Source organism: Aromatoleum anaerobium (assembly GCF_012910705.2).
Classification (GTDB): Bacteria; Pseudomonadota; Gammaproteobacteria; order Burkholderiales; family Rhodocyclaceae; genus Aromatoleum; species Aromatoleum anaerobium.
Map to the genome: position 1 here is coordinate 535,842 of NZ_WTVG02000037.1, position 21,455 is coordinate 557,296.

A 21,455-nucleotide genomic window follows, 5' to 3' on the forward strand; every position below is an offset into this window, starting at 1 on the left:
CCGCACAGAGGTCCCTCGCACTGTGCGAGGAGGCGACGACTTGAGCGGCGAAGGGAGCGACGCGAAGCTGCTTCCGGTGCTCGCCGGCGTGGTCGCCGCGATGCTTGCGGCGTTCGCCGTCGGAATCGGAAAGTATATCGGTGACGATGGCGCGCGTCTGGCGGCGGTGATCACGATCGCCGCGATCGGTCTGCTGGCCGGGGCGGCCGTGCGCTGCGACAGGCTGCGCCGGGCGCGCGAAAGGGAGCAGGGCAATCTCGAGATTGCGGCGCGGCTCGACCGGCTCGACGCCGACGCGGCAATTCCGCTCGCGCCGTCACGGGAGGTTCGGCCGCAGGACGCCCTCGCGCGTCTCGACGCGGCGTCGGATGAGGTACGGCGGCTGCGGGAGATAGCCGAAGGGGTGTATGGCCTCGAGGCGCTTTTCGATGTTGCCGGGCGCCTCGTCTGGATCAGCCCGTCGATCCACCGCATCACCGGCCGCACGCCTGAGGAATGCCTCGGAGCGCCGGACGCGATCGTCTTCCTCGTGCATGAGTCGGACCGCAATTATTGTTTGCGCATGGCGCGGAAAGTCGCCGAGGGTGGCCCGCCGGCGAATTTCGAGATGCGCCTGATGCGTGCCGACGGGCGCATCTGCTGGGTCGCATGCCACTGGCGGCGGCTCGGCGACGATTCGACTCATCCGGCAGGTTTGCGCATGTCCGCGGAGGACATCCAGGCGCGCAAGGAAACCGAGTACAAGCTGCTCGAGACCGTGACCGAGCTGCGTCGCGCACAGGCGCTTCGCGAACGCTATCTGGCCCGCAGCAACGATGAGCGCCAACGCCTTTCGGCGCTGCTCAACGTGATCCGCCTCGGCATCCTGTTCATGGACCGTGATCACCGGGTCCTCTACTACAATCGCGCGATGCTCAGCATCTGGGGGTTCGCGCCCGACGAGAACCTGATCGGGATGCGCGACGTGGTGCTGCAAAGCCGCGTGGCTCCCTTGCTCGAGCAACCCGAAGCGTATTTCGAGCACATCGCGGGCGTGCTGCAGATGCATGGTGTCAGCGAAGCGCACGAGATCAGCCTGCGCGACGGACGCATCGTCACCGACGTGTCCACGGTCGTGGAGTCGGCCCAGGGCCGGCGCTGGATCGGGCGGGTGTGGATCTACGAGGATGTCACCGAAGAGCGAAAGATCGCCCGGAAGATGGTGGAACTGGCCGAGCGCGATCCGCTGACGAACCTTTTCAACCGGCGGCGTTTCCACGAGGAGCTGAATCGCCTGCTGGCCGAAGCGACCCGCCACGAAGTCCGCGTCGGACTGATCGCGATCGACCTCGACGGCTTCAAGCCGATCAACGACGAGTTCGGTCACCAGGCGGGCGATACAGTGCTCGTCGGCCTCGCCCAGGCCGTCGGCGGCGTGATCCGGCGCAACGAGATGTTCTTCCGCCTCGGCGGCGACGAATTCGGCGTGCTGGTGCCGGATGCCGAAGAGGGGGATCTATGCGAACTGGCGCGCCGCATCCTCGAAGTCATCAGGACGCAGCGCTTCGAATTCGAGGGCCGCTCCACCGGCCTCACCGCGAGCCTCGGGATCGCGTTGTTCCCGCAGCACGCGGACACCCCGGAGCAGCTCATCGCGGTTGCCGATCAGGCGATGTACTGCTCGAAGAATCGGGGACGCGACAGATGGACGCTGGCCGGGAGCGAGGCGCACGAATCCGATAGAATGGCGCCTTCAGAATCCGATGAACCCATTTGCAGAGGGGATTGAACGATGGCCCGTATGGTCAATTGCATCAAGCTGGGGCGCGAAGCGGAAGGGCTGGACCTGCCGCCAGTGCCAGGCGCGCTGGGCAAGCGCATTTTCGACAATGTGTCCAAGGAAGCCTGGCAGCAGTGGGTGAAGTACCAGACCATGCTGATCAATGAAAATCGCCTCAACCTGATGGACGCGCGGGCGCGGAAGTACCTCGCCGAACAGATGGAAAAGCATTTCTTCGGCGGTGGCGCGGACCAGGTTGGCGGCTACGTTCCGCCCGCACAGTAAATCCCGGCGCATGCCGCGGCTGCAAACGAAGAAGGGATGACCTGCGGGTCATCCCTTCGTTTTTCCGGCCGCAGCAGCCCTCTCAGCGCCTGCCCGACTCGCGCTCCAGCGCTTCGATCCCTTCGTGGCGCACGTCGCGGCCCCTGACCATATACACCACGTATTCCGACACGTTCTTGGCGTGGTCCCCGACTCGCTCGATCGACTTGGCAATGAACAGCACGTCGAGCGCGCGCGTGATGAGCCGCGGATCTTCCATCATGTAGGTGATCAGCTGGCGCATGATGCCTTTGAAGATCGCGTCGACTTCCTTGTCCTGGCGGGCGATGTCGGCCGACGAGGAGGGATCCATGCGGGCGAAGGCGTCGAGCGCGCGCTGCAGCATGTCGACGACCATCGCCGCGACGTGCCGCAGTTCGACTTTCGGCACGAAGATCACCTCGGAGCCGATGATCTGCTTGCCCGCCTTCGCGATCTTCTTGGCTTCGTCGCCGACCCGTTCGAGATCGGTGATCATCTGGATCATCGTCATGACCATGCGCAGGTCGCCCGCTGTGGGCCCGTGTCGTGCAATGAGCTGGATGCAGGCGTCGTCGAGTGCGACTTCCTCTTCATTGACGCGGCGGTCGTCTTCGATGACCGCTTCGATCGTTGCCATGTCCCCGCTGCCCAGCGCGTCGATCGCGCGGCTCAGCTGCTGCGCGACGAGACCGCCCATTTCCAGCAGACGCTTGCGGATGGCTTCCAGTTCGGTGTCGAAATGAGTAAGAGTGTGTTTGCTCGGCATGTCGGAATCCTCTGTGTGCGAGGAGGCTAGCAGTAAAAAGTGACCGGAATGTTTCAGGTGAGCGTCGGGAGCGTGCGCTGCTCAGTCTGCAACCTGTCGTTCGACCCCGGCGGGCGTTGCCAGCAGCAGCACATCCGCTCCGCGGCGCGCGAACAGGCCGTTAGTGACCACCCCGACAATCTGGTTCAGCTCGGTTTCGAGCGCGCGCGGTGAGGTGATCATCAAGCCGTGCACGTCGACGATCAGGTTGCCGTTGTCGGTGACGAACCCCTCGCGCAGTTCGGGCCGGCCGCCGATCCGCGCGAGTTCGCGCTCGACGTAGGCGCGCGCCATCGGAATGATCTCGACTGGCAGCGGAAAGCGGCCGAGACAGGTGACCTTCTTGCTCGCGTCGCAGATGCAGATGAACCGGCGCGCAACCGCCGCGACGATCTTTTCGCGGGTCAGCGCGCCGCCTCCGCCCTTGATCATGCAAAATCCGGCATCGATCTCGTCGGCCCCATCCACGTACACCGGCAGGTCGGTGATGTCGTTCAGATCCAGAACCGGGATGCCGTGGCCCTGCAGGCGGCGCGAACTGGCTTCCGAACTGGACACCGCTCCGACGATGCGGTCCTTGATGTTGGCGAGACCGTCGATGAAATGATTGACGGTCGAGCCCGTGCCGACGCCGACGATCATGCCGTCTTCGACGTAGTCGAGTGCCGCGATCGCGGCCGCCTTCTTGAGTTCGTCCTGGGTCATGGTGAAATGTCCATCCGGTGAAACGCCGCTTCAGATCAGTCCGTCGAAAACCTGCACCATCACCGGTTCTCCGGCCGCCACGTCGCCGCGCTCCTCGGGCAGGACGATGAAACAGTTCGCCTCGGACATCGACCGCAGCACCCCCGAGCCCTGCGCTCCGGCGAGGCGCACCGTCTGCCGGCCGTCGACCGTTCCCAGCTGGCCGCGCAGGAACTCCCGGCGGCCGGCCTGCTTGCGGATCGCTTCGCCGCACGGGACTTCGAACAGCGCGGGTTCCGGCAGCGGCGAGACGCCGGAGAGGACGAGCAGGGCATCCTGCACGAACTGGTAAAAAGTGACCAGCACCGCGACCGGATTGCCCGGCAGGCCGAACAGCCAGGCATCGCCGACGCGGCCGAAAGCCATCGGCCGGCCCGGCTTGATGTCGATCTTCCAGAACGCGACTTCGCCGAGGCGATTCACCAGCTCGCGGATGAAGTCGGCCTCGCCGACGGAAACGCCGCCGCTGGTGAGGATCACGTCCGCATCGGCCGAGGCACCGCGAAAAGCGGCTTCGAGGGCCGCCGGGTTGTCGGGCACGACGCCCATGTCGAGCATGTCGCAGCCCAGACGGGAAAGCGCGCCGAAAAGCGTGTAGCGGTTGCTGTCGTAGACTTCGCCGGGTGCGAGCGGCTTGCCGATCGACGCGAGTTCGTCGCCGGTCGAGAAGAACGCAACGCGCAGGCGTCGGCGCACCGTGACTTCGGCGATGCCGAGCGAAGCGATCAGGCCGAGTTCGGCCGGGCCGCAGCGTTTGCCAGCCGGCAGTGCGACGCTGCCGAGGGCGAGATCCTCGCCCGCCCGGCGCAGGTTTTGCCCTGCCTGCTGTCCCGGCGGGATGAACACCTGGCCGTCGCCGGCGCGGGCCATTTCCTGTACGACGATGGTGTCGGCGCCTTGCGGAATCGGCGCACCGGTCATGATCCGTACCGCCTGTCCCGCACCGACGATGCCCGAAAACGGCTTGCCGGCGAACGCGGTGCCTACCACCGCAAGCGCGGTATCGTGCCGGAGATCGAGATCGCGGAACCGCACGGCATAGCCGTCCATCGCGGAGTTGTCGTGTGCCGGCACGTTGCACGGCGCCATCACGTCCTCGAGCAAAACCCGTCCGAGCGCGTTGCGGACCGCGACGCGTTCCCACCCGCCGATCGGCGACAGGCGTTCGAGGATCGTTCGTCGCGCTTCAGCAGTGGTCAGATGCGGGGACCGCGGCGCGGATTTCCCGGCGGAGTTCTGTTTCATGACTCTCATCCCTTGACGCGGCGGCGTAGCGCCAGACTGTTCATTATCATCGCACGGTCGTCTGGTCGTGAGGCGATTCGTCGCATCGCTGATGCCGCCGCTGGCGCCCTGCCATCACCTGGCCGGCGCCTGTCCGGCAAGAAAAAAGGGTGGTCGAGCCACCCCATTCACGAACCGCGATTCCGCCAGCAGGTTCTTAACGCAGTCCCGCCGCGTAATCCGAGACGGCCCTGATTTCCGCGTCCGTCATCTTCAGTGCGATCGTCTGCATCATCTGGTTCGGATCGTTCTTGCGTACGCCGTCGCGAAAGGCCTTCAGTTGCGCTTCGGTGTACTCGACGAACTGGCCTGCAACGCGCGGGTACTGGACCGGCATGCCGGCACCCGTCGGGCCGTGACACCCGGCGCAGGCCGGCAGGCCTTTCGCCGCGATGCCGGCACGCCAGATGTCCTGGCCCTGTTGTGCCGTCGCCGCATTCTTCGCGCTCTCGGGCTGCAGTTTCTGCGACGCGAAATAGGTCGCAAGCGCCTTCATGTCCGCGTCTTCGAGCCCGGCCACCATGGCGCCCATGATGGGGTTTTCGCGCTCTGGCGTCTTGCCGTCCCACGACTTGAACGCCCTCAGCTGCTTGTAGAGATATTCCTCGTGCTGCCCCGCGATCTTCGGATTGGCCGAAATCGGGCTGTTGCCGTCCGCTCCGTGACAACCGGCGCAGACGGTTTCGGCCGTCATTTTCGCCTTTGCAAGATCGGGAGCCTGGTCTTGGGCCTGAAGGCCGCCGGCAACCAGCAGCAGCGGGAGCAGCAGGGAACGCTTGATCATGGTGTCCTCAGAAAGCCGTGAGCGGTCGTCACAAACGCGTTATTCTATATCAAGTACCCCGTTTTGCGCGATGCAAGGTGGGCGCGCTCCCACCCCGTCCTTGTTCTTGCCGATTCCCAGATGCCGATCTTCCGTAACGCACGATTCGAAATTTCCATTGCAAAATCAGGAGATTTACCCCCTCCGGAGGGCGCGGAAATCGCGTTCGCCGGACGCTCCAACGCCGGGAAGTCGAGCGCCATCAATACGCTTGCCGATCATACCCGTCTGGCATTCGTGTCGAAGACGCCCGGACGCACCCAGCTGATCAATTTCTTTCGCCTCGATTGCGGGGCGGTGCTCGTCGACCTGCCGGGCTATGGCTACGCGAAAGTGCCGGAAAACATCCGCCGCCAATGGCAGGGGCTGCTCGAGCACTACCTGCGCAAGCGTGAAAACCTGATCGGACTGGTGCTGATCATGGATTCGCGTCATCCGCTGACCCCGCTCGATCGGCAGATGATCGACTGGTTCGTGCCCGGCGGGCGACCGATTCATGCGCTGCTGACGAAATGCGACAAGCTGTCGCGCAACGAGGCTGCGGCCACGCTCGCCAGCGTTCGGCGCGAAGTCGCGACAATCGGGCCGCAGATCAGCGTGCAACTGTTCTCCAGCCTGAAGAAAATCGGCATGGAAGAGGTCGAGCACAAGGTGGCTGGCTGGCTCGGTCTGCCGAGCGAGGATTTGCCGGCAATTCCGACCCCGGCCCAGCTGCGCGCGGCAGGGAAGTAACCGGTCTGCAGTCGGCGAATAAACGACCGGGGCAATAAAAAACCCCGGGCTAAAGGGGATAAAGCCCGGGGTCAAACGCCTTAACTGGATTAAGGCACCCGCTCAGGGAGGTGAAGCGGGAGATGGCTCGTCACCATCTGTACGATAAGATAAGCCTCTTTCGGCGAAGTTCCCCCGCGGTTTCGTTACCGGGTGTTTCGCTCCCACCTGACTGGACTGACCATGCGCCCTACCGGAATCTTTCCCGCGACCCGCATGCGGCGGATGCGCCGCGACGACTTTTCCCGCCGCCTGATGCGCGAGTCCCGGCTTTCCACCGATGACCTGATCTATCCGGTGTTCGTGCTCGAAGGGACGGGCCTCACCGAAGCGGTGCCGTCGATGCCGGGGGTGAACCGCGTGTCGCTCGACAATCTGCTGCGCGTCGCCGAAGAGGCGGTTTCGCTCGGCGTGCCGGCGCTGGCGCTGTTCCCGGTCATCGAGGCCGGGGGCAAGACGCCCGGCGCCGAAGAGGCGTGGAATCCTGATGGACTCGTGCCGCGGGTCGTGCAGGCGCTGAAGACGCGCTTCCCGGAACTCGGCGTGATCACCGACGTCGCGCTCGATCCCTACACCAGCCATGGCCAGGACGGGCTGATCGATCCCGACGATTCGCGCGGCTATGTGCTCAACGACGAGACGCTCGAAGCGCTGGCGAAACAGGCGCTGTGCCATGCGCAGGCCGGCGCCGACGTCGTCGCGCCGTCCGACATGATGGACGGGCGGGTCGCGCGCATCCGCGCCGAGCTCGATGGCGACGGTCGCATCCACACCCGCATCCTCGCGTACGCTGCAAAGTACGCGTCGAGCTTCTACGGCCCGTTCCGCGATGCGGTCGGCTCGGCCGGCAACCTCGGCAAAGGCAACAAATACACCTACCAGATGGACCCGGCGAATTCCGACGAAGCGATCCGCGAAGTCGCGCTCGACCTCGCCGAAGGGGCCGACATGTTCATGGTCAAGCCCGGCATGCCGTACCTCGACATCGTCCGGCGCGTGAAGACCGAACTGCAGGTGCCGACCTACGTGTATCAGGTCAGCGGCGAGTACGCGATGCTGAAGGCGGCGATCGCCAACGGCTGGCTGGCGGAGGAGGCGTGCGTGATGGAGGCGCTGCTGTCGTTCAAGCGCGCCGGCGCCGACGGCATCCTGACGTACTTCGCGCTCGACGCGGCGCGCTGGCTGAAGGCCGCCTGACCCTTCCGTCCGACGTCACGCCAGCCAAGGCCGGGCGGCGCGGCGCAGGCGCAGGATCGAGCTGATCTTCATGTCGATGTAGGCCGGCTGCTTCAGGCCGCGCCCGACGAGCACCGTCTTCATGCCGAGCCGCTTCGCGGTGCGCAGGTTCTCGGCCGAATCCTCGACCAGCACGCAGTGCCGCGGGTCCAGGCGGTGATCGTGGAGCAGGTGACGGAACGCCTGCACGCCGGGCTTCGGATGGAAGCGCATCTGCTCGATGCCGAACACGTCATGGAAATGCCGGCGGATGCCCATCGCCTCGACGACCGCTTCGGCGTAGCGCTGCGGGCCGTTCGAGAACACGATCTTGCGCCCCGGCAGGCGGCGCAGCATCGAGCGCAGCGCGCGGTCGAACACCATCAGCTTGTGCAGTTTCTCGAAGCGATGCGTCGCCTCGAGAAAGTGGTGCGGGTTGGTGCCGTGGTGGCGCACGAGGCCGAGCAGCGTCGCTCCGTAGCGATGCCAGTAGTGGACCCGCAGCGCGTTCGCTTCCTCCCGGCTCAGCGACAGGTGCTGCTCGAGGTACGCCGTCATGCTGCGGTTGATGTGCGGGAAGATGTGGGCGCTGGCGTTGTGCAACGTGTTGTCGAGGTCGAACAGCCACACCAGTCGGGGCGGGAGCGGAGCGTTCATCCGCGCAGCTTGCGCGGCTGGAACTGCATGACCGCGCGGCCGTCGTCGGTCGTTTTCGGCTGCGCTTTCCATGCGTGGCCCTGGACGACCTCGAAAGTCGCCGGCAGGCGCCCGTCGCGGCGCAACGCTTCGAGCGCGTTGCGCGCCGCGGCCCAGCCCGACTTGCCGGCGAGTCCGCGCGGTCGCGCGAGACTCGCATTCGCGCTGCCGGAAAGCTGCAGGTCGCGCAGCAGTTCGTCCAGGTCGGTGTAGGTCAGCGTCAGGACCTCCATGTCCATGACCGGATCGGAGAAGCCGGCCTGCACCAGCGCATCGCCCAGGTCGTGCATGTCAATGAAGCGGTGCACCCGCTCGCCGTGCGTGCTGGGCAAGGCCGCGCGCAGCTCTTTCAGCGTGTCAGGCCCCAGTGACGAGAACATCAGCAGGCCGTCCGTCTCGAGCACGCGGTGCATTTCGCGCAACGCAGGCAGCGGATCGGCGAGCCAGTTGAGCAGCAGGTTCGACCACACCAGCGACAGGCTGGCACGGGCGAACGGGAGGGCGGACGCATCGGCGCAGACGAGCGACGGCGGCGCGTTGCGGCCGAGCGAGCGCAGCCGCCCGAAGAGGCTGCGCTCGCCGCGCGCGCGGTCCAGCATCGGCAGCGCGAAATCGGCGCCGATTCGCGTCGCTTTCGGGTACCGCTTGCCGAGCGCCTCGAAGTCCGCCCCGGTGCCGCAGCCCAGATCGAGGATGCGCTTCGGTTCGATGCGGATGTAGTCGAGCCGCTCGTCCATCCGGCGTGCGACTTCGCGCGCGAGCACCGCGACCTCGTCGTAGGTCGCCGCGGCACGGCCGAAGCGCCGGACGAGGAGTTCGTGGGCGAGGGTGAAGTCGGCCGGAGCGCTCACTGGACTACCCTCCTGTCGCTGCGCGACATCCTCCCCACGGGAGGACGAGCGCCCCCTTCGGGCGGCCGAGCGGGGACGCTCATTCGGCTCAGACGGGACGCAGGCCGAGGCGCGCGAACAGCGTCTCGTCGCGGTCGGTGTCGGGATTGTCGGTCGTCAGCAGGCGGTCGCCGTAGAAGATCGAGTTCGCGCCGGCCATGAAGCACAGCGCCTGCAGCTCGTCACTCATCTGCTGGCGTCCGGCGGACAGGCGGACGAAACTCGTCGGCATCATGATGCGCGCCGCGGCGATGGTGCGGACGAATTCGAACGGGTCGATCTTGTCGACGTTTTCGAGCGGCGTGCCGGGCACCGGCACGAGGTTGTTGATCGGCACTGATTCCGGCGGCGACGCCATGTTCGCGAGCTGCACCAGCAGGCCGGCGCGGCTGCGTCGTCCTTCACCCATGCCGACGATGCCGCCGGAACAGACGTTGATGCCCGCGCCGCGCACCTGTTCGAGCGTGTCGAGGCGGTCGGCCAGGGTGTGCGTCGTGATGATCTGGCCGTAGAACTCCGGCGCGGTGTCGAGGTTGTGGTTGTAGTAGTCGAGGCCGGCTTCCTTGAGCTGCAGCGCCTGGTCGCCTTTGAGCATGCCGAGGGTCACGCAGGTCTCGAGGCCGAGCGCCTTCACCTCGCGCACCATCGCCAGCACCGTCTCCATGTCCTTGTCCTTGGGCCCGCGCCACGCCGCGCCCATGCAGAAGCGCGACGCTCCCTTCGCTTTCGCCGCTTTCGCGTGCTCGACGACTTCGGCCACTTTCAGCAGCTGCTCACGGTCCAGGCCGGTGTTGTGGCGCGTCGATTGCGAGCAGTAGCCGCAGTCTTCCGAGCAGCCGCCGGTCTTGATCGACAGCAGCGTCGAGCGCTGCACCGCGTTCGCGTCGAAATGTGCGCGGTGCACCTGCTGCGCGCGGAAGAGCAGGTCCATGAAAGGCTGTTCGAACAGCTCGACGGCTTCGGCCACGGTCCACTGGGTGCGGGGTACGGCCGTGTCGGCTTGGCGTTCGGCAGCGGGCGCTGAAGTCATTGTCATGAAAGCGGTTCCGGGATGTAATGCGAAGCTTCGCATGTTCCTTCATTGGCGGAAATCTTGTCAAACGTGCTCGATGCGTTGCGCCATCGCGCGCGCCGGATCGCAGACCTGCTGATGCCGCAGGACTGCTTCGTGTGCGGGTCGATGTCGGGCGCGGCTGCGCTGTGCAGCGCCTGCCGGAACGATCTGCCGCGCCAGCCGGTGTCGTGCCCGGTATGTGCCGTCCCGACTGCCGATGGCGCTACTTGCGGGCGCTGCCTGCGCAATCCGCCGGCGTTCGATGCGAGCCGCGCCGCGTTTGCGTACACTTTTCCCGTGGACCGGATCGTCCAGGGGCTCAAGTATCGGCACCGGCTGGCGTTGGCGAATTTCTTCGCCGAGGCGCTGTTGCCGCTCGGCCCGCCCCGGCCGGCTTCGCTCCTGCTGCCGATGCCGCTGCATGTCCGCCGGCTGCGCGAGCGCGGCTTCAACCAGGCCGTCGAGATCGCCCGCCCGCTCGGACGCGCGTGGGGCTTGCCGCTCGAACTCGCGGCTGTCGGGCGCACGCTGAACACCGCGCCGCAAGTGTCCTTGCCGTGGAAGGAGCGAAGCGTCAATATGCGGGGCGCCTTCCGTTGCGAGGCCTCGTTTGCCGGCCGCACGGTGATCGTCGTCGATGACGTCATGACGACCGGCGCGACGCTCGATGAGCTCGCCCGCACGCTCAAGACGCACGGCGCCGCGCGCGTCGAAAACCTCGTCGTCGCACGCACCCCTTCCCCCCACTGACATGCTCGATATCGTTCTCTTCCAGCCCGAAATCCCGCCGAACACCGGCAACACGATCCGGCTCGCGGCCAACACCGGCGCGCGCCTGCATCTCGTGCGTCCGCTCGGCTTCGACCTCTCCGACCGGCAACTCGCGCGCGCCGGCCTCGATTACCACGATCTGACGACGGTCACCATTCATGAGGACTGGAACGCGTGCCGGTCGGCGCTGGCCGGCCGGCGCTTGCTGGCGCTGAGCACCAAAGGCCGGACGCGCTACGATCTCGTCGACTACCGTGCGGACGACGTGCTGTTGTTCGGCCGCGAAACCAGCGGGCTGCCGGCCGAGGTTCTCGATTCGGTGCCGGACATGCAGACGTTGCGCATCCCGATGTGCCCGGCCAACCGCAGCGTGAACCTGTCGAACGCCGTGGCGGTCGTCGTTTTCGAAGCGTGGCGCCAACTGGGATTTGCCGGCGCGACTTGAGCGCTCCGGTGCATCCGCCCGGCGGGAAGCGGCGGGGGCGGACCGGAGGCGGGCTGTCGGTGCGCCGCAATAGGCGCGAACGCCCCGGCCCGGCTCACTCGTGCCGTGGCTCGCGCGACAGCAGTTGCTCGACGACTTCGCGCGGGCCGAGGCGGACGTCGTGGAGCAGGGTGTCGACGGCTTCGCACAGCGGCATCTGGACGCCGTGGCGGGTGGCGAGCTTGACGACCTCGCGGGCGGTCGACACGCCTTCGGCGACGTGGCCGAGTTCGCCGAGAATCTCGGCGAGGGTCTTGCCCTGCGCGAGTGCGAGCCCGACGCGCCGGTTGCGCGACAGGTCGCCGGTGCAGGTCAGGATCAGGTCCCCCATGCCGGCCAGGCCCATCAGGGTTTCGGGGCGTCCGCCGAGGGCTTCGGCGAGCCGCGCGATTTCGGCGAGCCCGCGGGTGATCAGTGCCGCGCGCGCATTGAGGCCGAACCCCATGCCGTCGGACACGCCCGCGGCGATCGCGAGCACGTTCTTGACCGCGCCGCCGATTTCGGCGCCGACGAGGTCGGAGTTCGCGTAAATGCGCAACCGCGGCTGGTGGAGCGCAGGAACCCAGCGATTGGCGAAAGCCGGGTCGACCGCCGCCAGCGTCACCGCGGTCGGCATTCCGCGGGCGACTTCGGCAGCGAAGCTGGGGCCGGTCAATACGCCGCACAGGGCTGCGGGCCCGAGCTCTTCGGCGACGATTTCATGCGGCAACTTGCCGGTCCCCGCTTCGAGACCTTTGCATGCCCAGATCAACGGCGTGCCGGGTTGCAGCCTGCTCAGTTCGCCGACCGCGGCGCGAAGGCCGGCGAGCGGCGTGACGACGAGGTGCAGGTCGGCAGTGCGGGCAGCAGCGGCGAAGTCGGCCGTCAGGGCCAGTTCTTCCGGAAGGGGCACGCCGGGCAGGTAACGCTCGTTGTGTCGCGTCGTGGCCAGGGTATCGATATGGATTGCGTCGCGGCCCCACAGCACGACGTCGTGGCGCGGGCTGAATGCGAGCGCCAGCGCGGTGCCCCAGGCACCGGCGCCGAACACCGCGATGCGCATTCGCGTCAAAGCCCCCACACCTCGCTGATCTTCACATAGCCCTGCGTGCCGTCCTTGTGGCGGACCTGGATCCAGCCGTCGCCCGGTTGCGCGACGAATTCGAGGACCGCATCCTTGACGGTCTCGAATGCCGCCGGCGCATCGTCCGCGGGGCGCTGGCGCACCACGGCACGCGGCACGGCAACCATCACCGTGCGTTTTTCGGACAGCGCGCGCCGTTCGATCCAGGTCAGCGCGCCGCCCGCATCGCGCACCTTGACCCACTTGTCGAGCGTCACGACGACTTCGACGGGGGTGCCCGGAGCGACGATGTACAGGCGCTTGCCCTTCTCGGAAGGTGCGTCGAACAGCACGGCGGGTTCGCCGACCGAACGGAATTCGATCGCCTCGACAGCGCCGGCCGACAGGGCCAGCGCGGCGGCAAGGGACAGCGAGAAGCGGATGTTCGCGCGCATTCGTCTTACTGGATCGGGAGTTCGCCGGCCTGCGCGGCCGCCGCGGCCTGCTGTTGCTGCTGGGCCTGGTACAGCGATTCGAAGTTCACCGGGGCAAGCACCACCGGCTGGAAGCCGGCGCGGGTGATCGCGTCCGACACCGATTCGCGCGCATACGGGAAAAGGATGTTCGGGCAGCCGATCATCATCACCGCCTCGAGATCGCCTTCCGGAATGTTGCGGATCTGGAAAATACCCGCCTGCGCAACCTCGACGAGAAACACCGTCCGGTCTTCCGCCAGTTTCGACGATACGGTCACCGTCAGCGTGACTTCGAAAATGCCTTCGTCGACGTTGCTGGCCTCGGTGCGCAGTTGCACGTTGATCTGCGGGTTCTCGCGGTCGAGAAAAATCTTCGGCGCGTTCGGCACTTCGAGCGAGAGATCCTTGACGTAGAGTTTTTCGATCGAGAAGACGGGTTGCGCGGCTTGTGCGTTTTCGGTCATGGAAAGGCCTGGAAAAGAAAGTGAATCGGGAAGTGGATCGGGAAGTGGATCGGGTTGGTGCGGATGATGCGAAGCTGACACGGCTGGCGGCGGCGCGGGTGTAAATGGCGCCGGGCCGGGGCCGGGACGCTCAGGGCACGGCCAGCAAGGAGTCGAGCTTGCCGGCGTGGTCGAGTTCGAACAGGTCGTCGCAACCGCCGACGTGCTGGTCGCCGATGAAGATCTGCGGTACCGTCCGGCGCCCGGTGAGCCTGATCATCTCGTCGCGCAGCGACGGATCCTGATCGACGCGGATCTTCTCGATGTCGGTCACGCCCTTGCGCTTGAGGAGTTGTTCGGCACGCACGCAGTAGGGGCACACGTTCGTGGCATACATTCTGATTTTTGCCATGTTCATTTCCTCTTGCGGCTGACCGGCTGCCCGGCTTTTTCCCATTCGACGAGACCGCCCCGCAGGTTGAAGAGTTTCTCGAATCCCGCTTTCCTCAGCGTTGCAATCGCCGCAGACGAGCGAGCACCGGTGAAACAATAAACGATCAGCGGACGGTCCTTGAACTTCGCGAGTTCCGCGCTGCGCCGTTCGAGATCGCCCTGCGGAATATGGCGTGCGTTCGGGATATGGCCGCGCGCGTATTCGGCCTGGTCGCGAATGTCGATGACGATCGCCTCTTCGCGGTTGATCAGCAGCGTCGCCTCGATCGGGGATACCTGGCTTTTATCGCCTTGCGCGCGCGCGAAGTCGAACAGCAGCCAGCTGCCGCTCGCTACAGCGAGCGCAGCCCAGTACCAGTTTTGCTGGAGGAATTCCACGAAATCTTGCTCCGTTCTATGGGTTCGATGCGAATGGTGACAACTGAGGTGACAACTGAGGTGACAATTCAGATGGCAACCGGGATTGCAGCCGGCAGCGCCGGCTCACATCCTGTCGCGGGCGACGCCGCAGAACACTTCGCGCATCAGCACGATCAGCTGCAGCGTCCGCTGGTCGCAGACGCGGTAATAGACGCGGTTGGCATCCTTGCGGGTTTGCAGCACCCCCTTGTCCCGAAGGATCGCGAGATGCTGGGAGATGTTGCTCTGCGAGGTGCCGACCGCCTCCACGATTTCCTGGACGCAGATCTCGCTCTCGCCGAGCACGCACAGGATCTTGAGCCGCAGGGGGTGTGCAATCGCCTTGAGGGCGCGAGCGGCGGTCTCGATGTGCTCGTGCTTGTCGATCAGGTCGATGATGGCGTTGTTGTCCACTGTGGGCGTGAAGTGCAGATCAGGCGACTAGTATAAAATATCGCGGCCCGATTAAGGGCGAGTCCGGTGTCTTTGTGTTTTGCCGGGCGCTCCGGTCCCGGCCTCGTCCTGTCGTTTGATGTCAGCTTCACAATTTCAACCACTTTTTCCCGAGCGTTCATGTACAAAATCGTTCTGCTTCGCCATGGCGAGTCTACCTGGAACAAGGACAACCGCTTTACCGGCTGGACCGACGTCGATCTCACCGAGAAGGGGGTCGAGGAGGCCCGGGTTGCCGGTCGCTTGCTGAAACGCGAGGGTTACACCTTCGACCTGGCCTACACGTCGGTGCTCAAGCGTGCCAACAAGACGCTGAACATCGTCCTCGAGGAACTCGACTCGCTGTGGCTGCCGGTGGAACATTCGTGGCGCCTGAACGAACGGCATTACGGCGATCTGCAGGGGCTCAACAAGGCCGAGACGGCGGCGAAATTCGGCGACGACCAGGTGCTCATCTGGCGCCGTTCATATGACATCCCGCCGCCGCCGCTGCCGGAGGGCGATGAACGGCTCACCAGCGGCGACCCGCGCTATGCATCGCTGCCGCGCGCCCAATTCCCGCGCACCGAATGCCTCAAGGACACGGTTGCGCGCTTCGTGCCGTACTGGGAGACGATGATCGTGCCGAACATCCTGGCCGGCCGCCGCATCCTGATCGCGGCCCACGGCAACAGCCTGCGCGCGCTGATCAAGTATCTCGACAACATCTCGGACAGCGAGATCGTCAGCCTCAACATCCCGACCGCGCAGCCGCTCGTCTACGAACTGGACGCGAACCTGCGCCCGATCAGGAACTACTACCTCGCCGATGCCGACACCATTCGGGCGGCCGAGGCCGCGGTGGCCGGGCAGGGCAGGGCCAAGGGCTGAAAGCCCTCCCGAGAATGATCGTCCGGTTCGGACTGCAGTTTCTTATCCCTGCGCTGGCGCTGGCGTTGCTGCTCGCTCCCCCCGCGGCGCAGGCAAGCGAGCCGGCCGAGGTCGCGCAGAAGCGTTCCGACCTCGAAGAGGTGAAACGCCGCATCGCGGATCTGCGCAAGGAGATTGCCGATACCGAGGAAACCCGTTCGGGCGCTGCCGCCGAACTCGCCGCCGCGGAACGGGCGGTTTCGCAGGCGCAGCGCCAGCTGCACGCCCTGGCCGCGGAGCGGGCGACGACCGAAAAGTCGCTGGCGATCCTCGAGGCCGAGCAGGAGGCGGTGGAGGCCCGGATCGCGGCGCGGCAGACCGAACTGGGCGAGTGGCTGCGCCGGCACTATGTCCATGGCGCGGGCGGCGGGGTCGCGCCGTTCCTGTCGAGCCGCGACGCGAATCAATTCGCCCGCGACGCTCACTATCTGGAACACCTCGGCAGGGCCCGCCTGGCGCTGATCGAGTCGCTGCGCGGGGATCTGCGGCAGAAAGCCGAGCTCGGCGAGTCGATTGCCGGCCGGCGCGACCGCCTGGTGGCGCTCGAGGCGCAACAGCGCGCCCAGCATGCCACGCTCGAATCGATGCAGGCCAGGCGCAAGCAGGCCCTCGAAGGGATATCCCGGCAACTGCTCAGCCAGCGCAAGGAAGAGGAGACGCTGCGCCAGGATCAGCAGCGGCTCGGTCGCCTGGTGGAAGTCCTCGCCAGGCGGGCGGCCGAACGCGAAGCCGCGCGTGTCGCGGCCCTTGCCGCCGCGCGCGAAGCTGCCGCCCGCGCGGCGGCAAGGGCGGCGGCGGAGAAGCGGGCGGACGCGGTGGGAGGCGCGCCGTCGACGCCGCGCTCCCGTTCGGAAGCGGTCGTCGGCGAGGTCCGGCAGGCCGCGGAAGCGACTCCGACGGGCGTGAGCTTTGCGCAGTTGCGCGGCAAGATGCGATTTCCGGTCCGCGGCGAACTGGTTGGACGTTTCGGTGCTCCAAGGGCGGAAGGTGGCACGACGTGGCGGGGCGTTTTCATACGCGCCTCCGGCGGTGCGGAGGTGCGGGCAGTGGCGGCGGGCGAGATCGTGTTCTCGGACTGGCTGCGCGGCTACGGCAACCTCATCATTGTCGACCACGGCAGTGACTACCTGTCGATATACGGTAACAACGACGCCTTGCTGAAGGAGCTCGGCGACGTGATTGCCGGGGGGGACCCGATTGCCAGCGTTGGAGCGAGCGGAGGCGCCTCCGAATCGGGTTTATACTTTGAGATCCGTTACCGCGGGCAGCCGGTCGATCCCCTGCAGTGGGTGCGGCTCAATTAGCTTTTCCGGGGTTCCCGGTGTTTTTTCCTCGATGGAGTAGTCATGCGTAACAAGCTTCAGAAAGCGGGTTTGATCATGACCGGCGTGTTCGCCGGGGTGCTGATCAGTCTCAATTTCCCCGCCAGTGCCGACAAAGTTTCACCTGCCCCGCTGCCGGTCGAGGAGCTGCGCGCATTTGCCGACGTGTTCAACGCGATCAAGCAGGGCTACGTCGAACCCGTCGAGGACAAGAAACTCATCAACCACGCGATCAGCGGCATGCTGAGCGGGCTCGATCCCCACTCTGCCTACCTCGATGTGGAAGCGTACAAGGAACTGCAGGTCGGCACGCACGGCGAGTTCGGCGGGCTCGGCATCGAAGTGGGCATGGAAGACGGGTTCGTCAAGGTCATTTCGCCGATCGAGGATACTCCCGCGTTCCGCTCGGGCGTCAAGGCCGGCGACCTGATCGTCAAGCTCGACGAAACGCCGGTGAAGGGCATGACGCTCAGCGACGCAGTCAAGCGCATGCGCGGCAAGCCGAAGACCGACATCACGCTGACCATCGTGCGCAAGGGCGAGGATCGCCCGGTGGTGCTGACGCTGACGCGCGAAGTGATCAAGGTGCAGAGCGTCAAGTCGAAGATGGTCGAACCCGGTTATGGTTACCTGCGCGTCGCGCAGTTCCAGGAAAACACCTCGCAAGCCGTCGCCGAGCACCTTGCCAAGCTCGCCAAGGAAGGCACCATGAAAGGCCTGGTGCTCGACCTGCGCAACGATCCGGGCGGCTTGCTGCACGGCGCTGTCGGCGTCGCTTCGGCGTTCCTGCCGGCGAATGCGCTGGTGGTGTCGACCGACGGGCGGACCGACGACGCCAAGCGTGAATATCGCGCGCGGGCAGACGACTACCTGCGCGGCAGCCGTGAGGATTTCCTCAAGGAGTTGCCGGCGGCCGCGCGCACGCTCCCGATGGTCGTGCTCGTCAATGCCGGTTCGGCCTCGGCTTCCGAAATCGTCGCCGGCGCCTTGCAGGACCACCGCCGCGCGGTCGTGATGGGGACGCAGACGTTCGGCAAAGGCTCGGTCCAGACGATCCTGCCGCTCAACAGCAACACCGCGATCAAGCTGACGACGGCCCGTTACTACACGCCGAGCGGCCGCTCGATCCAGGCGAAGGGCATCGAGCCCGACATCATCGTCGAGGAAACGGCAAACGGTTCGTCGCGGCGCCTGCGCGAGGCCGACCTGGACCGCCACCTCGGCAATGATCGCGACCCCGAGGCGGAGCCGAAGAAGGCCGACGAGCCGAAGGCGGGCGACAAGTCGCCTGCCGACGACGAAGCCGATGCGCTGCCCCGTCCGGAACTCGCGAGCAAGGACGACTACCAGCTGAACCAGGCGCTGAACCTTCTCAAGGGCCTGCAGATCGTCCAGAATAAGAAAGAATAAAAACGCGATAAGGAGACGTGATGCGTCGGGAGACTGCCTACAAGCTGGCCGGCAGGCATCATGACCACCCGGTTGCTGGAGCCGGGCTCGAGAAGCAGCGGGAAATCCGTTTTGCATCCCTGCCGCCCGGCCAGGTCGGGCAGGCGATGCGCTCGCTGCAGATGTTCAGGGGATTGCGTGTTGCGACGGGGGAACATCCGCTATCGCTGATCGTCTCCTATTCGGTGCTCGAATTTTCGCTCGAAATGGTCGAGAGCGCGTTGTCCGAGGCGGGTTTCCACCTCGACAACGCGCTTTACTGGCGGCTGGTGCGGACTTTCGTTTATTTTTGCGAGGAAACGCAGCGGCACAATCTCGGGTCGCCCGAGCGGCTGATCAAGAAATCGAACGAAGTCTATGTGACGGCGTATGACCATCACCTCCACGGCGATCACGACGATACGCCGGTCGAATTCCGCGAATACAAGTAGGCCGGAGGTTCCCCGGGTTCCTTTCCCCGGGCCCTTTCTTTTCCATGCCGGCGCTTCCCCCTCACCCGGATTTTTCCCCGATGAATGACGACCAGCTTTTGCGCTACAGCCGGCATATCCTGCTGCCCGAAATCGGCGTCGAGGGGCAGGAGGCGATTCTCGCGTCGCGAGTGCTGGTGATCGGAGCCGGAGGGCTCGGGTCGCCGGCGGCAATGTATCTCGCCGCGGCCGGCGTCGGGACAGTCGTGCTGTGCGACGGGGACACCGTCGATCTGACGAACCTGCAGCGCCAGATCCTGCACAGCGCCGAAGGGGTCGGGCGCCTGAAAGTCGAGTCGGGGCGCGACACGCTGCTCCGGCTCAACCCGCAGGCGCGGATCGAGCCGCTCGCGATGCGCCTCGAGGGAGCTGAGCTCGACGAGCAGGTCGCTGCGGCGGACCTGGTACTCGACTGTTCCGACAATTTCGCCACGCGTCACGCGATCAATCGTGCCTGCGTCCGCTTTCGCAAGCCGCTCGTCTCCGGCGCGGCGATCCGCTTCGACGGGCAGGTTTCGGTCTTCGACCTGCGCCGATCCGACAGCCCCTGCTACCACTGCCTGTTCCCGGAAGGGCAGGATGTCGACGAAGTGCGTTGTGCCGTGATGGGTGTGTTCGCGCCGCTCACCGGCATCATCGGTGCGACGCAAGCGGCCGAGGCGCTGAAACTCCTGATCGGCTGCGGTACGTCGCTCGACGGCCGCCTGCTGCTGCTTGACGGTCTCGCAATGGAATGGCGCAGCGTCCTGCTCGGTCGCGATCCGGCCTGCGAAGTGTGCGCCGGGCGGGACGACTGAATTTCCGGGCGACCCCCTTCAGATTCAGGCTTTCAGCGGACGGGCGAGCAGGCGAAGATCGTCGCCGATGAAGCGGACATCGCGCCATTGCAGCCGTATCGCGCGGTCGAGTTGCGCGAGTTCCGGCAGGTTGAACAACCCTTGGGCGGCGTCGCCGACCAGCATTGGCGCGACGTAGAACAGCAGTTCGTCGACGCAGTTCTCGCGCAGCAACGAACCGTTGAGCTTGAGCCCCGCTTCGACATGGACTTCGTTGATGCCGCGGTCGCCGAGTTCGCGCATCAGGCTCGGCAGATCGACTTTCCCCTGGCCGTTCGGCAGCACGACGACGTCGGCGCCGAGTGCCTTCAGCGCCGCGCTCTTTTCGCGATCCTCGATGGCGGTGGCGATCAGGCAGCCGCCTCCCTGCAGCAGTTTCGCCGACAGGGCCACGTCGAGCCGCGCGTCGACGAGCACCCGCAGCGGCTGGCGCTCGCACGGCACGGCCCGCACCGTGAGCTGCGGATCGTCCTCCCGCACGGTGCCGATGCCGGTGAGCACCGCGCACGCGCGGGCGCGCCAGCGGTGTCCGTCGCGCCGCGCTGCGTCTGCGGTGATCCACTGGCTGACGCCATTGTTCAGCGCGGTCTTGCCGTCGAGCGTGCCCGCGGTCTTCAGCCGCACCCACGGGCGCCCGCGCGTCATGCGCGACACGAAGCCGATGTTGAGTTCGTGCGCGTCGGCCGCGAGCAGGCCCGTCGTGACGGCAATGCCCGCGGCGCGCAGGCGGGCGACCCCGGTGCCGGCGACGAGCGGATTCGGATCTTCCATCGCCGCGACGACGCGCATGACGCCGGCGGCGATCAGCGCGTCGGCGCACGGGGGTGTGCGTCCGTGATGGGTGCAGGGTTCGAGCGTCACATAGGCGGTCGCGCCGCGCGCCGCGTCGCCGGCAGCGCGCAGCGCGAGGACTTCGGCGTGCGGCTCGCCGGCGCGCCGGTGCCAGCCTTCGCCGACAATGCGGCCTTCCTTCATCAGGACGCAGCCGACCCGCGGGTTCGGCGTCGTCGTCTCCAGCCCGCGCCCGGCCAGTTGCAGCGCGCGGGCCATCGCGACATGGTCAGCTTCGGAATAGGTCATTCTCGGAGGTCGGTTCCGGGGGGTCTGCGGGACGATTGCGCTTGGGGCGCGCCTTGACTTCGCGGATCACCTCGGCGAATTCGTCGACGTCGGCGAAGTTGCGATAAACCGAGGCAAAACGGATGTAGGCGACCTTGTCGAGCTTCTTCAGTTCGCGCATCACGAGTTCGCCGACTTTCTCGCTCGGCACTTCCTGTTCGCCCAGAGCCAGCAGCTTCGCCTCGATGCGGTCGACCGCCGCGTCGAGCGCTTCGAGCGTGACCGGGCGCTTGCGCAACGCGAGTTTCATGCTGCCGGCAAGCTTGTCGTGCTCGAACTCGCTGCGGTTGCCATTGCGCTTGACGATGTGCGGCATCTTCAGGTCGATGCGCTCATATGTCGTGAAGCGTTTGTCGCACTTCGGGCACCGCCGCCGGCGGCGAACCACTTCGCCGCCTTCGTTCTCACGCGTGTCGGCGACTTGGGTGTTCGGGTCGCCGCAGAAAGGGCATTTCATGAGCGGCGCCGGGACGCTGCGGCGC

Annotated in this window: 26 protein-coding genes; 11 read left to right on the forward strand and 15 right to left on the reverse strand. The window is 66.0% G+C overall.

Annotated elements, in window-relative coordinates:
* Positions 1–100: 100 nt before the first annotated feature.
* Positions 101–1,768: a sensor domain-containing diguanylate cyclase gene (locus tag GO606_RS08570; RefSeq protein WP_425532204.1), complete on the forward strand. Its 1,668-nt coding sequence runs from the start codon at positions 101–103 to the stop codon at positions 1,766–1,768.
* A gap of 3 nt (positions 1,769–1,771) precedes the next feature.
* Entirely contained in the window at positions 1,772–2,044 is a 273-nt protein-coding gene (locus tag GO606_RS08575) for an oxidative damage protection protein (protein ID WP_169117546.1), read from the forward strand.
* Between the two features lie 82 nt (positions 2,045–2,126).
* On the opposite strand, the gene phoU is transcribed toward GO606_RS08575, so the two are convergent.
* From phoU to GO606_RS08595, 4 genes are all read right to left on the reverse strand, one after another.
* Positions 2,127–2,831 (reverse strand): phosphate signaling complex protein PhoU, encoded by a 705-nt coding sequence (phoU, locus tag GO606_RS08580; RefSeq protein ID WP_169117547.1) that lies wholly within the window; start codon positions 2,829–2,831, stop codon positions 2,127–2,129.
* 81 nt (positions 2,832–2,912) lie between these two features.
* A complete protein-coding gene (rpiA, locus tag GO606_RS08585; protein WP_169117548.1) occupies positions 2,913–3,575 on the reverse strand; it encodes a ribose-5-phosphate isomerase RpiA in 663 nt (220 codons plus the stop codon).
* Between the two features lie 30 nt (positions 3,576–3,605).
* Complete coding sequence (moeA, locus tag GO606_RS08590; protein WP_169117549.1) at positions 3,606–4,859, reverse strand: molybdopterin molybdotransferase MoeA; 1,254 nt, start codon at positions 4,857–4,859, stop codon at positions 3,606–3,608.
* 196 nt (positions 4,860–5,055) lie between these two features.
* Positions 5,056–5,682: a c-type cytochrome gene (locus GO606_RS08595; RefSeq protein WP_169117550.1), complete on the reverse strand. Its 627-nt coding sequence runs from the start codon at positions 5,680–5,682 to the stop codon at positions 5,056–5,058.
* Between the two features lie 120 nt (positions 5,683–5,802).
* Here GO606_RS08595 and yihA point away from each other — a divergent pair, with 120 nt between their 5' ends.
* Together yihA and hemB are read left to right on the forward strand one after the other, a co-directional pair.
* A complete protein-coding gene (gene yihA / locus GO606_RS08600; protein ID WP_169117551.1) occupies positions 5,803–6,453 on the forward strand; it encodes a ribosome biogenesis GTP-binding protein YihA/YsxC in 651 nt (216 codons plus the stop codon).
* A gap of 222 nt (positions 6,454–6,675) precedes the next feature.
* A complete protein-coding gene (gene hemB, locus GO606_RS08605; RefSeq protein ID WP_169117552.1) occupies positions 6,676–7,689 on the forward strand; it encodes a porphobilinogen synthase in 1,014 nt (337 codons plus the stop codon).
* Positions 7,690–7,704: 15 nt separating this feature from the next.
* On the opposite strand, the gene GO606_RS08610 is transcribed toward hemB, so the two are convergent.
* The 3 genes from GO606_RS08610 to bioB all read right to left on the reverse strand — a co-directional run bounded on the left by GO606_RS08610 (position 7,705) and on the right by bioB (position 10,329).
* Positions 7,705–8,364, reverse strand: a complete 660-nt coding sequence (locus tag GO606_RS08610) for a pyrimidine 5'-nucleotidase (protein ID WP_169117553.1) — start codon at positions 8,362–8,364, stop codon at positions 7,705–7,707.
* The gene (locus GO606_RS08615) at positions 8,361–9,254 is read right to left on the reverse strand and encodes a malonyl-ACP O-methyltransferase (RefSeq protein WP_169117554.1); all 894 of its coding nucleotides are present in this window, start codon (positions 9,252–9,254) and stop codon (positions 8,361–8,363) included. The genes GO606_RS08610 and GO606_RS08615 overlap by 4 nt, the downstream gene beginning before the upstream one ends.
* Positions 9,255–9,342: 88 nt before the next feature.
* The gene (bioB, locus tag GO606_RS08620; protein ID WP_169117555.1) at positions 9,343–10,329 is read right to left on the reverse strand and encodes a biotin synthase BioB; all 987 of its coding nucleotides are present in this window, start codon (positions 10,327–10,329) and stop codon (positions 9,343–9,345) included.
* A 66-nt stretch (positions 10,330–10,395) separates the two neighbouring features.
* On the opposite strand from bioB, the gene GO606_RS08625 reads away from it, so the two are divergent.
* Positions 10,396–11,097, forward strand: coding sequence for a ComF family protein (locus GO606_RS08625; protein ID WP_343316186.1), 702 nt, complete (start codon positions 10,396–10,398; stop codon positions 11,095–11,097).
* 1 nt (position 11,098) lies between these two features.
* Positions 11,099–11,563: a tRNA (cytidine(34)-2'-O)-methyltransferase gene (locus GO606_RS08630; protein WP_169117556.1), complete on the forward strand. Its 465-nt coding sequence runs from the start codon at positions 11,099–11,101 to the stop codon at positions 11,561–11,563.
* Between the two features lie 94 nt (positions 11,564–11,657).
* On the opposite strand, the gene GO606_RS08635 is transcribed toward GO606_RS08630, so the two are convergent.
* The 6 genes from GO606_RS08635 to GO606_RS08660 all read right to left on the reverse strand — a co-directional run bounded on the left by GO606_RS08635 (position 11,658) and on the right by GO606_RS08660 (position 14,829).
* Positions 11,658–12,644 (reverse strand): NAD(P)H-dependent glycerol-3-phosphate dehydrogenase, encoded by a 987-nt coding sequence (locus GO606_RS08635; protein WP_211166531.1) that lies wholly within the window; start codon positions 12,642–12,644, stop codon positions 11,658–11,660.
* 5 nt (positions 12,645–12,649) lie between these two features.
* Complete coding sequence (locus GO606_RS08640) at positions 12,650–13,099, reverse strand: SH3 domain-containing protein (protein WP_169117558.1); 450 nt, start codon at positions 13,097–13,099, stop codon at positions 12,650–12,652.
* A gap of 5 nt (positions 13,100–13,104) precedes the next feature.
* Positions 13,105–13,584, reverse strand: a complete 480-nt coding sequence (gene secB / locus GO606_RS08645; protein WP_169117559.1) for a protein-export chaperone SecB — start codon at positions 13,582–13,584, stop codon at positions 13,105–13,107.
* 130 nt (positions 13,585–13,714) lie between these two features.
* Positions 13,715–13,975 carry a glutaredoxin 3 gene (gene grxC, locus GO606_RS08650; protein ID WP_425532198.1) on the reverse strand — a complete coding sequence of 87 codons (261 nt, stop codon included), beginning with the start codon at positions 13,973–13,975 and terminating at the stop codon, positions 13,715–13,717.
* 2 nt (positions 13,976–13,977) lie between these two features.
* Entirely contained in the window at positions 13,978–14,394 is a 417-nt protein-coding gene (locus GO606_RS08655) for a rhodanese-like domain-containing protein (protein WP_169117560.1), read from the reverse strand.
* A 105-nt stretch (positions 14,395–14,499) separates the two neighbouring features.
* Entirely contained in the window at positions 14,500–14,829 is a 330-nt protein-coding gene (locus GO606_RS08660; RefSeq protein WP_053419886.1) for an ArsR/SmtB family transcription factor, read from the reverse strand.
* Between the two features lie 159 nt (positions 14,830–14,988).
* On the opposite strand from GO606_RS08660, the gene gpmA reads away from it, so the two are divergent.
* From gpmA to GO606_RS08685, 5 genes are all read left to right on the forward strand, one after another.
* Positions 14,989–15,738 carry a 2,3-diphosphoglycerate-dependent phosphoglycerate mutase gene (gene gpmA / locus GO606_RS08665; protein WP_169117561.1) on the forward strand — a complete coding sequence of 250 codons (750 nt, stop codon included), beginning with the start codon at positions 14,989–14,991 and terminating at the stop codon, positions 15,736–15,738.
* A 14-nt stretch (positions 15,739–15,752) separates the two neighbouring features.
* On the forward strand, positions 15,753–17,081 hold the full coding sequence (locus GO606_RS08670; protein WP_169117562.1) for a murein hydrolase activator EnvC family protein: 1,329 nt from the start codon (positions 15,753–15,755) through the stop codon (positions 17,079–17,081).
* A gap of 42 nt (positions 17,082–17,123) precedes the next feature.
* The gene (locus GO606_RS08675; protein ID WP_169117563.1) at positions 17,124–18,509 is read left to right on the forward strand and encodes a S41 family peptidase; all 1,386 of its coding nucleotides are present in this window, start codon (positions 17,124–17,126) and stop codon (positions 18,507–18,509) included.
* A 20-nt stretch (positions 18,510–18,529) separates the two neighbouring features.
* On the forward strand, positions 18,530–18,979 hold the full coding sequence (locus GO606_RS08680) for a hypothetical protein (protein ID WP_169117564.1): 450 nt from the start codon (positions 18,530–18,532) through the stop codon (positions 18,977–18,979).
* An 80-nt stretch (positions 18,980–19,059) separates the two neighbouring features.
* Entirely contained in the window at positions 19,060–19,815 is a 756-nt protein-coding gene (locus GO606_RS08685; RefSeq protein ID WP_169117565.1) for a HesA/MoeB/ThiF family protein, read from the forward strand.
* Between the two features lie 24 nt (positions 19,816–19,839).
* On the opposite strand, the gene ribD is transcribed toward GO606_RS08685, so the two are convergent.
* Positions 19,840–20,934, reverse strand: a complete 1,095-nt coding sequence (gene ribD / locus GO606_RS08690; protein WP_169117566.1) for a bifunctional diaminohydroxyphosphoribosylaminopyrimidine deaminase/5-amino-6-(5-phosphoribosylamino)uracil reductase RibD — start codon at positions 20,932–20,934, stop codon at positions 19,840–19,842.
* A complete protein-coding gene (gene nrdR / locus GO606_RS08695; protein WP_169117567.1) occupies positions 20,915–21,430 on the reverse strand; it encodes a transcriptional regulator NrdR in 516 nt (171 codons plus the stop codon). Before nrdR ends, ribD begins: the two co-directional genes overlap by 20 nt.
* Positions 21,431–21,455 lie beyond the last annotated feature (25 nt).